General features: G+C 39.8%; 12 protein-coding genes. 5 read left to right on the forward strand and 7 right to left on the reverse strand.

What is annotated here, in order from left to right:
* The first annotated feature begins 145 nt into the window (after positions 1-145).
* From ACWJAO_RS08545 to ACWJAO_RS08565, 5 genes are all read left to right on the forward strand, one after another.
* A complete protein-coding gene (locus ACWJAO_RS08545) occupies positions 146-3,673 on the forward strand; it encodes a SusC/RagA family TonB-linked outer membrane protein (protein ID WP_449139950.1) in 3,528 nt (1,175 codons plus the stop codon).
* Positions 3,674-3,676: 3 nt separating this feature from the next.
* Complete coding sequence (locus tag ACWJAO_RS08550; protein WP_449139951.1) at positions 3,677-5,098, forward strand: RagB/SusD family nutrient uptake outer membrane protein; 1,422 nt, start codon at positions 3,677-3,679, stop codon at positions 5,096-5,098.
* 40 nt (positions 5,099-5,138) lie between these two features.
* On the forward strand, positions 5,139-6,323 hold the full coding sequence (locus tag ACWJAO_RS08555; RefSeq protein ID WP_449139952.1) for a redoxin family protein: 1,185 nt from the start codon (positions 5,139-5,141) through the stop codon (positions 6,321-6,323).
* Between the two features lie 153 nt (positions 6,324-6,476).
* Positions 6,477-7,760 (forward strand): L-cysteine desulfidase family protein, encoded by a 1,284-nt coding sequence (locus ACWJAO_RS08560; RefSeq protein WP_449139953.1) that lies wholly within the window; start codon positions 6,477-6,479, stop codon positions 7,758-7,760.
* 30 nt (positions 7,761-7,790) lie between these two features.
* Entirely contained in the window at positions 7,791-9,539 is a 1,749-nt protein-coding gene (locus ACWJAO_RS08565) for an ATP-binding protein (RefSeq protein WP_449139954.1), read from the forward strand.
* 298 nt (positions 9,540-9,837) lie between these two features.
* Here ACWJAO_RS08565 and ACWJAO_RS08570 read toward each other — a convergent pair whose 3' ends face one another.
* Genes ACWJAO_RS08570 through ACWJAO_RS08600 form a run of 7 tightly spaced genes read right to left on the reverse strand, consistent with a single transcriptional unit; the run spans position 9,838 to position 15,805 of the window.
* Positions 9,838-10,878, reverse strand: coding sequence for a hypothetical protein (locus tag ACWJAO_RS08570; RefSeq protein WP_449139955.1), 1,041 nt, complete (start codon positions 10,876-10,878; stop codon positions 9,838-9,840).
* A 32-nt stretch (positions 10,879-10,910) separates the two neighbouring features.
* Positions 10,911-11,957, reverse strand: a complete 1,047-nt coding sequence (locus tag ACWJAO_RS08575) for a hypothetical protein (protein ID WP_449139956.1) — start codon at positions 11,955-11,957, stop codon at positions 10,911-10,913.
* A 1-nt stretch (position 11,958) separates the two neighbouring features.
* Positions 11,959-12,777: a hypothetical protein gene (locus ACWJAO_RS08580; RefSeq protein WP_449139957.1), complete on the reverse strand. Its 819-nt coding sequence runs from the start codon at positions 12,775-12,777 to the stop codon at positions 11,959-11,961.
* Between the two features lie 21 nt (positions 12,778-12,798).
* Entirely contained in the window at positions 12,799-13,404 is a 606-nt protein-coding gene (locus tag ACWJAO_RS08585; protein WP_449139958.1) for a hypothetical protein, read from the reverse strand.
* 48 nt (positions 13,405-13,452) lie between these two features.
* Positions 13,453-14,064: a hypothetical protein gene (locus ACWJAO_RS08590; RefSeq protein ID WP_287852998.1), complete on the reverse strand. Its 612-nt coding sequence runs from the start codon at positions 14,062-14,064 to the stop codon at positions 13,453-13,455.
* Between the two features lie 2 nt (positions 14,065-14,066).
* Positions 14,067-15,251 (reverse strand): caspase family protein, encoded by a 1,185-nt coding sequence (locus ACWJAO_RS08595; protein ID WP_449139959.1) that lies wholly within the window; start codon positions 15,249-15,251, stop codon positions 14,067-14,069.
* Entirely contained in the window at positions 15,248-15,805 is a 558-nt protein-coding gene (locus tag ACWJAO_RS08600) for a hypothetical protein (RefSeq protein WP_449139960.1), read from the reverse strand. The genes ACWJAO_RS08595 and ACWJAO_RS08600 overlap by 4 nt, the downstream gene beginning before the upstream one ends.
* Between the last annotated feature and the right edge of the window lie 1,010 nt (positions 15,806-16,815).

Here is a 16,815-nt window from a genome sequence, read left to right on the forward strand (position 1 = left end):
GAGATACAGAAATCTCTGAAAATGCCGATTTTTTCGTTTTAAATGTAAGTAAACAAACTTTTTTTATATTTTTTTGGAAGACGATGTTACCGATTTGCTTTCAGAAACGTACTTTTATTAAAGTATTAACGAAAAAGAGAGAAATATGAAAGAAGTAAGAAGTGTATTCATGCTTGTCGTCCTGGCTATATGGATGGCATTGCCTGTAGAGGCACAGAATGCAAAGAGAGACATCACGATGTCGCTCGTAAATGAGTCCTTGGCTTCTGCGCTGAGAAAGGTACAGCAGAAGTCGGATTACAAGGTAAGTTTTGTGGTTGAGGATGTAAAGCCTTATACCGTCACTGTTCAGTTGAAGAATACTTCAGCTCCTTCCGCCGTGAAGCTGATTTTGCAGGGTAAGCCTTTTGCTTACTCTGTAAATGGTAAGTTTATCACAGTCAAGAAGGTATTGCAACATAAAACTGCTTTGACAGGCTCTGCCAGTAGCGAATCTGATATCCGTCCTCTGTCAGGTACTATTACCGATGAGGATGGGGAGCCGATGATTGGTGCTTCTGTTGTGGTGCCTGGTAGTCCTTTTGGAACTGTGACAAATGTAAATGGAAATTTTGAATTTTATATTCCAAGAGGATGCCACGAGGTTACGGTTTCGTATGTTGGTATGAATGATCAGAAGGTAAAGGTAGCAGGTAAGGAGAATGTGAAGATTGTGATGTCTGAGAATAAAACCGTGCTCGGAGAAGTGGTAGTTACGGGTTACCAGACCATCTCGAAAGAACGTGCTACAGGTGCTTTTACCAAGGTTACTGCCGATGATTTGAAAGATAAGCGATTGAGCAGTCTTTCTTCTATGCTGGCAGGTGAAGTGGCTGGATATAATGATGGTATGATTCGTGGTGTTACCACGATGAACGCCTCTGCCTCTCCTCTCTATGTCATTGATGGATTTCCTGTAGAGAAAACCAAGTTGACTGGCAATGGGGCCGGTAATATTACAGAGGAGATTCCTGACCTGAATATGGATGATATAGAGAGTGTTACCGTACTGAAAGATGCTGCAGCTGCTTCTATCTATGGTGCTCGTGCAGCAAATGGTGTCATTGTCATCACTACCAAGAAATCGGCTGCCAAGGGTAAGACCAATGTTTCTTTCAATGCTTCGCTTACCTGGCATCCTTATTCTTATTATACTGATTATCTTGCCAACTCTTCCCTGGTGGTTGATCTGGAGAAGGAATGGGCGGCGCAGAATCCTAGTCTCAAAGGTGATGGTGCTAAGGCGTATGCTCAGAATATGCTGGGACAGAATATCTATACGAGTGCAGGTATCCGCAGTATCTTGAATTATTATGCAGGTAATATCTCTGAATCAGCTATGAATGCTAAACTGGCTGACTTGGCAGGAAAAGGTTATAACTACTATGACCAGATGAAGAAGTGTGCCAAGCGCGATCCGTTGTATCAGCAATATAATATGAATATTGTGAACAATTCGGTGAATAACCTCTTTAAGGCTTCTGTTACTTATAAGTATAATACCCTTGAAGATAAGTATTCCAACAATCAGAGTTTAGGTATTAATCTTGCCAATACCTCTCATTTTACAAAATGGCTTTCTTTGGATTTGGGTGCTTACCTGAAGGTTGGTGAGAATAAAACCCAGAACTATGATGTGCTTTCCCCTGGATATTCTGTTTTACCATACGATAACCTGGTAAATGCTGATGGTTCTTATTATACCAAGCCGATGAGTGAAAAGTATAATGCCAGCACTTTGGCTATCTATCAGAAGTATGGACTTTATAATATGGATATTACTCCAATGGAGGAGTTGGACAGACAGATTACCACTAACAAGGAGTTGGCTTTTCGAACTTTTGCCCGTTTGAATATCCAGATTCTACCTTGTTTGAAGTATGCTGCTTCTTTCCAATACGAACGTGCATCTTATCGTGGTGAGAATTTGGCTGACAAGGCTTCTGCTCAGGTTCGTGGTATAGTGAACAGTTATGCGAAGGATAAAGGGGATGGCTCTGTCAATTATGTTATTCCTTACGGAGATATTCTAGTCCGTTCAGATCAATATACATCTGCTTACAATTTCCGTCAGCAGTTGAGTTTTGATCAGACTTTTAAAGATATACACAGCGTAACAGCTATTTTGGGTACAGAAACTATCCAGAATAAACAGGAACTGCATCGCAATAAACTGTTCAACTATGATTCTCAGATGTTGACATCCAGCATGGTGAATAATGCCGACCTGTTAAAAGGTATAGCTGGCGTGTTGGGTTATAGTTCTATGACAGAAACAGACCTGTCTGCTTCTTATGAGAATATCAACCGCTATGTTTCGGTATATGGCAATGCGGCTTATACTTACGATGACCGTTACAGCTTGACTGGTAGTTTGCGATGGGATCGCTCTAACCTTTGGGGCACAAGTTCTAAATATCAGAACAAACCAATCTGGTCGGTAGGTGCCAGCTGGATTATCAGCAAAGAGAAGTTCTTCCACGCAGATTGGGTCAATTATCTGAAACTTCGTGTTTCTGAAGGTATTGCCGGTAACGTATCTAAGAATTCTGCCCCTTATATGGTGGCAAGCTATAATAATAACGGGCATGTGGGAGGCACACAGGGTTATGTGCAGTCGCGTGCCAATCCGATGCTGAGTTGGGAGAAGACCAATACCTTTAATATAGGTGTCGATTTCTCGCTTTTCAAGAACCGACTCAATGGTACCGTAGAGTATTACGACAAGAAGGGTACTGACCTCCTGGCTTCTAGCATGGGTGTTCCAACAGAAGGTTGGGGCTACAGCACTTATACCATCAACAATGGAGAGATGTATAACCGTGGCGTAGAAATCTCTTTGAATGGCGAGATACTTCGCACAGGGGATTTCTCCTGGAAAGCCAATATGACTTATGCGTACAATAAGAATAAGGTAACTTATGTGAACGTGAAGGCACCTATGTATATCCTCCAGTTGGATTATCCTTCGGCTTATCCTATTATCGGCAATGAATATAATGCTATCTATGGTTATAAATGGGCAGGATTGAATGAAGAAGGATTGCCACAGGTATATAATGAGAAAGGTGAGAAGGTAACTAATAAGCCAACGACATTGGATGCCATCTCTTACATGGGTACTACCACTCCTAAGTATAGTGGGTCTTTCGGAACAAGTATCAGCTATAAGGATTTCGATTTCAGTATGCAGTTCCTTTTTGCGGGTGGGCACAAGATGCGCAATGCCAATCCTGCTTTCCTCACTTGCAGTTATTCCAGCGTAGGATATATCTCCAATATTGCGGGAGCTAGTGCCGGACTTGCTAATCGTTGGCAGAAACCTGGTGATGAGGCTTATACCAATGTGCCAAAGGCTGTTTTTGCCGAAAGTGGTTTGTCTGCATCCTCTTTGTATAGTACTTATTTTTATTCTGATATCAATATCCTTGATGCCAGTTATATTCGTCTGAACAACATTTCTCTGGCTTATCATTTGCCAAAGTCGCTGTGCCGTTCGCTCTATATGCAGAGTGCCCGTGTTCAGGCTAATGTGGAGAATCCGTTCTTCTGGGCAAAGAGCAAGCAGGCTAAGTACCAGCTGGGTGGTTATAATGCCACCAACTATGTGTTAGGCATTTATCTCAACTTTTAAATCATGAAGAAAATGAAACAGAAATTAGTATATATGGTGTTGCTGTTGGGCATGGTTATGGGACTTGCCTCTTGCGATGACTATCTCAATATAGAACCAAAGGGCAAACGCATCCCTAAGTCGCTCGCCGACTATGAGGCTTTTCTCCGTTACGAGTATGGTACTCATCGCATGCCGGTTTTGCAAACGTGCTATTTGCTTAATGATGAATATCTCACCAATTCGTATGCCAGTTATTATCCGATGTATAAGGCTAACTACAATTGGGAGGAGGAAACCGATCGTGCCTATTGGAACTCTGCAGATGAGAGTACTTATTATGTGGCTTATGGCACTATCAATACCTGCAATCTGATATTGGAGGATGTGCCTAATACTACAGAAGGTACTGAGAAAGAGAAGGCTGAGGTGATGGCATATGCCAGAGTGTTGCGTGCGATGAACTATTTCAATCTCGCTAATTATTATGCTGATACCTACGAGCCTTCAAGTGCTGCCAGTAAGTTGAGTGTGCCTCTGATTACAAGCAGTCTTCAGAATGCTCCTTATCATCAGGCCACCATTCAGGAGATTTATGAATTCATCTTGAATGATTTGAATACTGCTGTAGCTGACCTTCCAGACATGGGTGCTACTCTGCTTCATCCGGGTAAGGGTGCAGCCTATGCCATGTTGGCACGAACTTATCTTCAGATGATGAACTATGAAAAGGCGTTGGAATTTGCCAACAAGGCTCTTGCCATCAATGACAAGCTGGTTGATTGGGTAGAGTTCTACAATGAAAACAAGATTAAGATAGAACAGCAAGGCGTATATCCTTCGCTGGCGACTCCGCTCGGCTTCAATAGCTCGGATTGCTATAACTTCAATTATGCCGATAATAGCTCCAACTCTGCCTCTGCCATATTCAAAATGCCCGTGCAGCGGGTTGATGGATTCGAGGAGGGAGATGCTTACTTCTTGAGTAATTGGAAATTGAGGACCATGGGAACTGAGACTTATTACCAGGGATTGACCAATGGTTACATTAATCTTGCTGGTATGCGAACAGTAGAACAGTATCTCATCAAGGCTGAGTGCCTGGCTCGAAAGAACATGTTGTCTGATGCGATGGATATACTCAACGAGGTTCGCAAGACCTACATCCTCCCAGAGAAATATCAGCCACTATCGGCGTCCTCTGTGGCAGAAGCTATCCGGTATATCCGTCAGGCAAAGGATAATCAACTCATCTTCTCTATCGTGCCGTTTGGCGATGCTCGTCGCTTCAATGCTGAAGGTACCTATGCCCGCACGCTGACGAAGATGGTAGATGACAAGCAGGTAAGTCTTGCTCCAACCTCTCATCTCTGGACCTTCCCATTCCCTAAGGGAGCCATTGAAAATCCTGGCAACGGAAGTTTCGTTCAGAATGTAGATAAGTAACAAGCGATAATAAAATATTTCTAGTAATTGTATAAATATCATGTTTAAGAAATCATTTTTATCTTTAGTATTGGCACTCACCTCTATGATGAGTGCCAATGCACAGAATGCCAAAGAATGTATCGTTGAGGCAACTTTGAATGGTGTGCCTGATGGTACCAAAATGGAGGCTGTCCTGGCTGCTACCCATCGTGATGAGAAACCTTTAGCCAAGGGAGTTGTTAAGGGCGGCAAACTGACTTTAACCATTCCTGTAACAGAGGCTCGCTTTATAGGCATTGGTCCTGAGAATGGTGTTTTTGCCTTTACTTTGATGACCAAAGGTGGAGAAAAAGTACAGGTGGCGCTCGATGCCAAACCCATCAATGATGGGGTGAACACTGGTTTTGATACCAGCAATGTCAAAATTTCCGGCAGTGCTATGAACGATGAATATCAGGCAAAAATCGGTTCTGTAAAGAAGATGCTTGATAAAATGTACGCTGATTATCATCAGCATCATCAGGCTATCAGAGACCAGATTGCTGCAGCCTGGAAAGCGAAGGATACGCTTCTGGTGAAAAAGTTGAAAGCTAGTGAGGAATATCAAAGCTTTGCTGATGAAGAAAGCAGTTTCTTCAAAACCGTTGAGGCTTCTTATGATAAGTTATATACGGATAATAAAGACTCATGGTGGGGACCTTTCGCTATGCTCAATACGATGAGCTATTTTACCAAGGATAATAAAAAACAGTGGGCTCTGTTCTCAGAAACAGCAAAGAACAGTTTCTATGGTCAGTGCTTGAATGAACAGATCAATCCGAAGAGTTTTGAAGGAGAATCTCTTCCTCAGTTCGAACTCCAGCAGGAGGATGGCTCTAAAGTGAGCATGGCTTCTTGTGTAAAGGGTAAGAAGTATTATCTGGTTGATTTTTGGGCGTCATGGTGCGGACCTTGCCGTAAGGAAATTCCAAACCTCAAGAAACTTTATGAACTGTATAAAGGAAAGGGGTTGGAAATAGTAAGTGTTTCAATAGACCAGAAAGAAACTGCTTGGAAAAAAGCACTTGCTGAGGAAAAACTTCCTTGGCCTAACGGTCTTGACCGTGCTGGAATAGCTGATTCCTATAAAGTAAAGTTCATTCCAGCCATCTTCCTGGTAGATGGTGCTACTGGTAAATGTATTGCAGAAAATATCCGTGGTGCAGAACTGGCAATCAAATTGGCTGAGTTATGCACAAAATAAGACGTTCAACTGACAAGAAAGTGTTGTTAAAGTAGTATATTGATAAAGATAAGCCGTATTTTTTCGATAATATCGTGAAATACGGTTTATTTTTTGTATTTTTGTACCCGAAATAATGGTAAGAACGTTATTTATATAAAAGTTATATAGATTATGTTAGAGAAATGTAAGCGTGAGCGCATCATTGCGCTCGTTAATAAAGAGGTGGTTCCTGCCATCGGCTGTACCGAACCGATGGCTGTGGCACTATGTACAGCCAAGGCTGCTACAACATTGGGCAAGCGCCCTGAACGTATCGAGGTTCTTCTGAGTCCTAATATGCTCAAGAATGCAATGGGTGTCGGCATTCCGGGCACGGGTATGATCGGCTTGCCTATCGCCGTATCGCTGGGTGCGCTCATCGGAAAGCCCGAATATCAGCTGGAAGTTTTGAAAGACCTTACTCCCGACACTCTGGAGCAGGGCAAACAATATATCAAGGATGCGGATATCAACATCAAACTGAAACAGGGGGATGTGGATAAACTCTATATCGAAATCATCTGTCATGCCGGTGAAGACCAGGCTACGGCAATTATCTCCGGTTCTCATACCCATTTTGTGTATGTTGAGCGTAATGGCGAGGTGGTGCTCGATAAGCGTGGCGGTACTGTGGGCGATGAGGCTGATGATGACATCCAGCTCAATTTCCCGATGGTTTACGAGTTTGCAACAACAGCTCCGCTCGATGAGATTTCTTTCATTCTCAAGACCTGGGACTATAATATGAAGGCTGCCGAGTTGAGTATCAAAGGCAACTATGGTCACTGTCTGGGCAAGACGATGGACCGTCCGTTGAGTCATGGTATCTTCGGCGATAATATTTTCTCGCATATCATCTCCCGCACCGCTTCAGCCTGCGATGCCCGTATGGGTGGCGCCATGATTCCGGTGATGAGTAACAGCGGCAGCGGCAACCAGGGCATCTGTGCAACGAACCCTGTGGTGGTTTATGCGCTGGAGAACGAGAATACTGAGGAGGAAATGATCCGTGCCCTGATGCTCAGTCATCTGACTGCTATCTATATCAAGCAGAGCTTAGGCAAGCTTTCAGCTCTTTGCGGTTGTGTGGTAGCCAGTACGGGCAGCAGTTGCGGCATCACCTATCTGATGGGTGGCGATTATAACCGCATCTGCAATTCAGTCAAGAATATGATAGCCAATCTCACCGGTATGATTTGTGACGGAGCGAAACCAAGCTGTGCCCTGAAGATTTCATCAGGTGTCAGCACCGCCCTCCTTTCCGCCCTCCTTTCTATGGAAGGCAAGTGTGTCACCTCTGCCGAGGGTATCGTAGATGATGATGTGGATAAGTGCATCCACAACCTCACGAGCATCGGTGCCGATGCGATGAGGGCTACAGATGATATGGTGCTCGATATTATGACGCATAAATAAAGTAAGTGAAGAATCCAAAAGAATAAAGCTATGGTACAGAAAATAAAGGAGGTTCCATATGGCGTGTCTGATTTCCAGACGATGGTGGAACAAAACATATACTACGTGGATAAAACCATGTACATCCCTGAGTTGGAGAAGCAGGCTCGTTACCTCATCTTCATCCGACCTCGTCGTTTTGGTAAGAGCATCTTTCTGGGCATGCTCCATGCCTATTACGATTGTCGTACCAAGCATAAGTTCCAGCAGTGGTTTGGCGATCTTTGGATAGGCAAGCATCCTACGCCTTTGCAAGGTCGCTATCAGGTGATGCACCTCGACTTCTCTCAGGTGGGCGGTAATATCGACAACCTAGAGGAGAAGTTCAATTTCTATATGGGCGTACAATTGGATGGTTTCGTGCGTGACTATACTGAGTTTTATTCTGATGAGCTGAGGCAGAAAGTCAATGCCACCCAGGATGCTGGAGGCAAGTTAGCTTTGATACAGAGTGAAGCAAAAGTCAAGGAGTATCCCCTTTATCTTATCATCGATGAATATGACAATTTCACCAATACAGTGCTCAATGAGCAGGGTGAGAAAGTATATTGGGCGATGACGCATGCCGAGGGGTTCTATCGGGATATTTTCAAGAAGTTCAAGGGCTCGTTTGAACGAATCTTCATTACGGGTGTCAGTCCTGTGACGTTGGATGATGTAACGAGTGGTTTCAACATTGGCTGGCATATCTCAACCAAGCCTGAGTTTAACCAGATGCTGGGTTTCTCCACCGAAGATGTGTACAACCTCTTCAATTATTATAAGAGTACAGGCGAGATTCGCCAAGATTGCGATGTGGATGCCGTGGTCAAGGAAATGAAGCCATGGTATGATAATTATTGCTTCTCTAAGAATGCCTTGGAAACCCAAAGCAAGGTATTCAATTGTGATATGGTGATTTACTATCTGCGCAATTATATGAGCAGAGGGGAGGCACCTGAGGAGATGATAGACCCGAATACCAAGACCGATTATAATAAGATGAAGAGGCTGCTTCAGCTAGACAAAATGGATGGCGACCGCAAGGGAGTAATCCGCACGGTGGCTGAGACAGGAGAACTTGTGGCTTCGCTTTACGAGACATTTCCGGCTCATAAGATTACAGACCCGGAATATTTTCCTAGTCTGTTGTTCTATTATGGCATGCTAACCGTCAAGGGCATCTTGGGTAGCCAGGTCATCCTTGGTATTCCAAACAACAATGTGCGCAAGCAATATTATGGTTTCTTGCTGGATGAGTATCAGGATGTGAGCCGCATTAACACAAGTAATCTTGTCACAATGTTCACCTATATGGCTTTTTATGGCAAGTGGCGTGAAGCACTGGAATATATGGCTGATGCTTACGGAAAGGTGTCGTCTATTCGTGATGGTATTGAGGCAGAGCGCAATCTGCAAGGCTTTTTCATGGCTTATCTCAGTTTGAATCCTTACTATTATACTGCGCCAGAACTGGAGTTAAACCATGGCTATTGCGACTTTTTCCTTTTGCCCGATCTCACTCATTATCCAACAAAGCATAGCTACATCATAGAGTTGAAACTTGTTCCGAAAAGAGATAAGGGCGAAGACGAAAAGCATTATGAAGCTAGGATAGAGAAGCAATGGCAGGATGCCAAGACTCAAATCTATCGCTATGCCGAGGCTCCAAGAGTTGAGGCTTTGCGTCAGGGCACACAGTTGCATAAAATTGTCATGCAGTTTGATGGTTGGAAGCTGAAGCGGATGGATGAAGTATAATGATGTTTATTATTTATTAGAATGCTCTCAAGATTTCGTGTTATTCGAAACCTTGAGAGCATTTTGCTTACGACTTGTTGCAACCTGATTGATATTCTCTTGGTCTGCTTGGTATGGTAGTCGAGGATGCTGATGTGGATATCGAAGCTGTTTATGGTGTTGATACCGAGGGTTACCGATGATATGGTGCTTGTTATCATGACTGATAAATAAATAGGAAAAGGCTCGCAGGAATCTGATAAACAGAAATTCTGCGAGCCTTTTGTTTTATTCTTTAAAGATGTAATGATGTAAACTACTATGGAGTAACAACAATAGAACTTTCGTCATACGAAGTTGTTTTTTGATCTCTACTAGTTACTGTTATTGCGCATTTCATCTTATGTATACCTATGGATTGATTCGTTAGTTTGAATTCATTCTTAAATGGGAAAGAAGATGTTTCTGCGATAAGTGTGTCATCAAAATATAATTTCGCTGATACTTTATCTTTAAAGTTCTTTCCTCTATAGGATTTTATTATGCTAGGAATACTTTCTCCTAATGAAAAATCATTTCTACCCGACATGATTTTCCAAACAGTAAAGTGATTATCTTCTTTTAATGTTGTGTAATTAGAAAAACCATAATTATAGATGCTTTCGTTTTTACCATTAAAACTGTATCGTACATATACCCGCCAGTCATGTGGTTCTTTGTCTGTTACAATTTGGGAATCCCATGTAAAAGGAGCTTGCGTCTTTGTTGCGGCAAGTTTATTATCCCAATAATATTCTACTTTATCTATTTGACATCCTGGAGCAGAACGTGATTCGTTTAGTATAGGTGTTATTACGAATTTTTCCCCTTCATTTATAAAGTTATAGTCAATGAATATGTCTTTATACTGCTGTATGCTACTAGGTAAAGCCATAAAGTTATCGCTAACTTCTAGATATGTGTCATCGCAGTTTTTACCGCATACGCATATTTTTGCTAAAAGAGCATGGTCTCCTTCTGGGAGTTCTGATAAATTAATATAGAAGCCATAAGGTTCCTCTGTACAGGTTTTTGTTAACTTGTTGTCTATGTAATAATCTACACTTTTAATACTTAAATTCCATAATTCAAAGTTGCTGCTCATTTTAGGTGCATAGAATAAATAAGTAGCCCCATCAGAGCTTACGCTATTTTGTTTTTCTAGGTTATATGCACTTTTAGGAATTAATTCTGATATGTCACCAGTTAATTCGTATTCTCCAACGTTGAATTCACTACAGGATGAAACGGAAATGCATGTTATAAGCCATGCAAACCCGATTAAAAAAGACATAAACTTTTTAAATGTTCTTTTATTCATATTATAGTCCATATAGTTTTGCATTTTTATATTTAATAATCTAAATTAAATTGAAAACCCAATCCAAAGTTTAGCCCATTGCATTTTTTGTATCCAAATGCATAGTCATAACCTGCGCTTATGATAAGGGCAAAATCATCATCGGCAAGAGGGATAAATCCTTTGATGCATGGTCTAAGCATGAATCTAATCTCTGAAACATCTGTAGAAGACGAACCGCCTACTTGGGTCGTTTCACCAGTTGAATAATTGTGGTGTTCTTCTGTTCCTTCAAAGAAAAGAGCTCCAATACCGCATCCTAAAGAAAAGTATTTCATATAAAAGGATGGTGTTACTGTGATGTAACTTTTAGCATCAAGTGTCTTGGTTGTACGTTCGTAGTTCATGATGTCCGTCATTTTTACATCATCGACTATGAAATTGTCTTTCTTGAAATTTACACCAAAATCCAATCCTAATCTAAACCATGGCCAAGCATATTCAAATGTAGCTCCTACAGGAAAATTCTTGCTGTAATTATAAGTTAGTGCCATAGCTTCATCGGAAAATTCTATGTCACTCAAGTCAACTTTGATTCTCCGTTTTCCTGTTCGCTTATCGATAATTTCTTCATACTTGTCTATTTTGGAAATCTTTCCATTTCTAACATAAAACAAATCTTTTACGTTAAAATTGACAGCACCTGAAATAGCAATATCACAAGCTATGAGTTCTAGACCTTTTGTATCATGAACAGTTGTTTCGTTTGTGTTTACATACTTAAAATTAGAATATTGAATATGAATGCCCTTTTTGATTTCCTTTATCAAACAATTCAGGTATGTCTCTAAGAAATAAGAGCCTTTATCATTCATGTATCCGTTTTTAGGTGCTAAACTTTCAATAATGTTGTCTGTGACTCTCACACTCTTCGCACCATCACAAAGCTTTTGGAGATTACGTTGGTATTCCAATTTTGTCGTTTGGCTCCAAGATTGCATATTTGCTGCAAATGAGCGTACAGCGTTTTCGTTCTTTTGTGCTTGAATGCTTAAGACGAAGCATCCTAATAACACCATCAGCATTAACCGTTTAATCATATCAGTTTCTTGTTTTATTATATAAATAGTTCAAAAAATCAGTTTTTTCCTCTTCCGGAGCTTTATAAAAACTTGTTATCAGCCATCCTGTGTTGTTCGTTTCTCTTTCAATGAATTTGATTTTAAACACATAGCCTGGAACCTGATAAAAAATGAACTGTAGGTCTTTTACGTATTCGATGTCTAACAATCCATTATAAACATCAGAGAGAAATACAGAAGTCTCGTCTAATGGATAACTTTTTTGCATATAGCGAGTTATCAAATCGTCTTTTTCTGTCGTCACACGATGCAATGACATGAAATTTGTTTCATGGTCATCTGGCATCAGCATAATTTTATCCGAATTCAAAGAAGGTTTCAATTTAAAGATCTCACCTTCAGCTTTTGCAATTACCCATTTGTACATATCCTCTTTTCGATGTTCAACATTGAGATAAAGAGTAAAGTCTATTTCTTTTCCTCTAAATTTCCCATGACAGATAGCTTTTGCGAACCACGTTGTATCAGAATAGTTGATATGGATATTCTTTGCAAGAACTGTATCTACAAGATTTTGTGCTTCCTTGAACTTTGCGTCATCTTTAGATTTAAACATTTTGCCATTAAAAACTAATGTTAAGTTCTTTTTCCGGTAGCTTTTGTCGTTCTTGGCAATGCCTGGATGCCCTTCCTTTCCATTAAATCTGTCAAAGAACTCATCCACTAACTTAATTCTAGAATCATATAGTCCTTTGTTCAATTGATTGACTATTACTTTTTGGGCATTTGTTACAAGACAAATTGAAGCAAATGCTAAGCATAATAAATATCGTTTCATAAACTTATGAGTTTTAGTGTTCTACTTTTTGATGAGACGTTCTTGTTTTGGACATTTATCGTCTATTGCATAAATATCTCCTAATAATATGGAATATTCATCTCCATCTTCCGTTTTTTCGACTTCAATGTAGATTTTTGTTTTTTCACGATTAATATCTTTATATATAGGAATACCATCTCTGTAGCCTATGAAGATCTGGTCGATATAGCAAGTGTAAACATATTGACTGGTATCTTCTTTTATCAAGTTGTTTACTTGAATATGTGGCGTCCCTAAACTGACTTTGTGTTGCACACTGTTAATTAATCCATTGAAATATGACCTAATTAGCATTCTGCGGGGACGAGTCTTGTTTGCTGAATAGATTGTTATTAGAGCACCTTCTTTATGGATGTCATCCTTTTGATACTCGTAACCGCGTCCTGCAAATAAACTCAATGCTTGTTTTTTGTAATACTGGCGTGTATCCCAATCAGATGTCTTGTCTGCCATTAATGATATATAGTCATTAAGCATGGCGAAACGTTCGTTAATTCTTGCTATTATATAATCGGATAGCGAATCTTGTGCGTTTGCGAATAGACAGACGTAAACTGTTGCTAAGCATAATAGAAATCGTTTCATACGTAATAATTTTGTAAGGTTCAGCCTTAAATGACTGAACCTTGTTGTTTATTTTATACGTTTCGTATCTAAGGCATGAACATCCCCCAGTAAAACGACATACTCTTGAGGACCTCCTTCTACATCTTGTACCTCAACATAACATTTTACTTTTTTACGGGTAATATCTTTATATATAGGGATACCATCTCTATAACCTATGAATACCTGGTCGAAATAGCAAGTACAAACATACATGTTATTGTCAATTCTTTGCAAGTTACTCACCTTAATTTTTGCAAGTTCTGTAGATTGTATTGACACTTTCTGATAAGAGAGATTTATCAGTCCATTAAAATAAACCCTCATCAATTTTGAGCGAGGACGGGTATTGCTCACAGAAGTGATTTCCATTCTTACACCTTCTTTACGAATACCATTCTCTTCATACTCATAACCACGTCCTGCAAATAGATTCAAAGCCTGCTTTTTGTAATATTGGCGAGTTTCCAAATCGTTTGTTTTGTCTGCCATAAAGGAAATGTAGTCATTCATCTGTGCTACACGCTGAGCAGCAGTCTGCTTTATTTGTTCTTCCACGGCATCCTGTCCCATGATAGGCAAGAAGAACAATAATGAAATTTGCAAAAGAAAAATTCTTTTTAATATACTTCTTTTCATATTTATCTCTTTTTATATATTTCGCGAACTCGTATAGAGCTAATTTTGTTTGTTGTTCCAGTTGCATCCACAACCGTTACATTCTCCAACAAACGACTTGTTGCTATTCGTCCCAAGTATATAGATATGTTTTCTTTATGAAGAACCAGATTACCATCTTGTGACACAATCCTTACGATGGCATTATTATCAAACGCTTTTTCTAGTTTTTCAGCCATGACAATACGCTCCTTTGCCGATACCTTTGTTGAAGATATGTAAGCCAATGCATTTGATAAGGTGTTCAGCATATCCGACTTATCTGAGACATCTTCAGTGTTTGGCTTATCTGGTGGAGTAGGAGTAGGTGTACTTGCAGAGGTCAAATGGGTTTCCCAAATTGGAGTCTGCGTTGAACCAGGAAATTTGTTCTGTATATATACATTATTTCGAACATTATTATAAACATCTTCTTTGATAGATTCCATCATGGAATCCCATGTCGGATTGCTTGTTTCTGGCAGTTCGTTATTAAACTGGTCGAGTAAACTAAAAGTAAAATAATCTGTTGGACCTATTGTGGTATCGCATGCCCAAGAACTTTCATTTGGTGAAGCTGATGTTATTAATACATTACCACGGTAATTCAAAAACATCTTTTTGATGCAATTGGATAGTTCCTCACTTACGTAAGTATTGCCATAGTTTGCTCCAAATGTAGGTGTTATTCTTCCGGCAACTCCTTGTCTGGCATTACAACACATACCAATGGTTACTGTCAATCGTGCACCTTTATTCTTTAGTGTATCATGCACCCAAGACAATGGGATAAACTTATTTGCATCAAGTTGTCCCATCAACATCAAAGGATACTTACTTGCGCCTGTGTTTTCTGTACCATGTCCAATATAATAGAACACTATGATATCTTCGGAGCCACAGTTAAAACTATTCACAATTTTTTTGCAATTCTCAGGTGAAGTATTGCTATCATAAATATCTACGATGTTTACCGAATAGCCATTATCTTTAAGTGTTGTATTTACTAAGTCTATCCAACGTGAGTATAATAGTTGTCGAGAACTTTTGTCGATTTCACCTACATTTCTATCTGTAGTATCAATAAATGTCAGCCAATGGATAGTTTTGGCATACATGCCTGTGCAAAAAGACAAGCATAACATAAACAATAACAATAACTTTTTCATTTTGTAGAAGCGTTATAAAGATTAGTGATCATTTCATCATTAGGAAAAATGCAGTGAGCAAAACGTAACAGTTCATATTTGGTCAAAGCATATCGCTTAAGTTCTTTTCCTGTTCCATCTATTAGTACCCATTTGCGCAATCCGAAATCCAATGCCATTTCTACCTTTTCAGATTTTGATTTCTCGAATAGTATTTTCACCTGAGGCATTATGACTCCATAATTTGGAATATCCTCCATGAACATTTTGGGGTCAGATACCAAAAAGCGCAGAACTTGCATATCATCACGGGATAAAACCACTTGCAAAGGTTGATTTTTCAGACTATCTGTCGTCATTAGCATAACAGTTGCTTTGCCTGACATCATTATAGTTTGGATGCTATCACCAATTGATTTCTCAAAATCAGTATTTGCATACATCATTTTGGGCATTTTTTTCGCCTTTTGTACTTTGGAAGTCTTGGCAGAACAACTGGCTGTTGCTGCAACAAACGAAATTGCTAAGAATACAATACTTAGTCCTAAATTCAAGTACCATTTTCTTTTCTTCATATCTATCACAAACATTGCGAGGTAGACACCTCAGTTACTCTTGTGATCTCCTACAAGAAATTCAGAGAAAAGTTATCCTACTATAAATAAAAAAAGCGTGAGATCCGTACTGTAGCTTATCCCACTCTTCAGGCCTTCGAACTTGCCTACTAACGTAAAGATAAGCAACTTCGAAGCCCACGCCGATATGGATATAGCAATCCCTTAAACGAAATTTCTGTATTATACCCAAGAGAGGGCGCATACAGATATAACGCTTTAAGGGATGCATTATAAACACATCCCGAGAGCATCTACTCGTTGCCTCACTTTCTACGTTAGTCCTCAAGTGTTCGAAGTTTGAAGAGTAAAAAGATGAAGCGTCTTGTAAACGCTGTTTTTATGTATAGTGGCTCACTTATACATTATTCATATATAATCCTTCTTTCTCATACTGAAGCTAGTCCAATAGAGAGTTTTGGTAAAGAACCGTTGCAAATTTAATGATATTTTTCTGAATTTTGTCATTTTTCGATGAAAAAATCTATAATTTAACTTACTTTTACTTTGTGCGATATGTATGGTAACTACTCTATGTCTTTTTTCCTTTTTTGATTTTTTGAGTGCTTTACCTCAAGCTGTTTTGTGGGGTCAGGGTATTTTATGTCTGCTACGTTTCTGTTTTTCGTAGACTATATAGGGAGTGAGCCCCAGATTCATGGTTATATATCACGTATATTTTTTTGCAAATCATCTATCATCCCTCACGATTTTTAGTAATAGATTGTGTAAGTCGTTGATAGATAGATGAGTATTATGCGTGATGGATACGTCGAAAAGGGAATTTATCCATCACGAATCCCTCACGATTTGGCTTTATCCCTCACGATTTTTGGCTTTATCCCTGTAAGCGGCTCCGCGTTTATACCTTGCATAATTCAAAAAAAGCAGTAACAGCTGATTAAATAAGTGCTGTTACTGCTTTTTCCATCGGTCTGGAAGTAAGTCTCTATATTTTTCCAATGGGGTAT

This window comes from Segatella sp. (genome assembly GCF_977051555.1).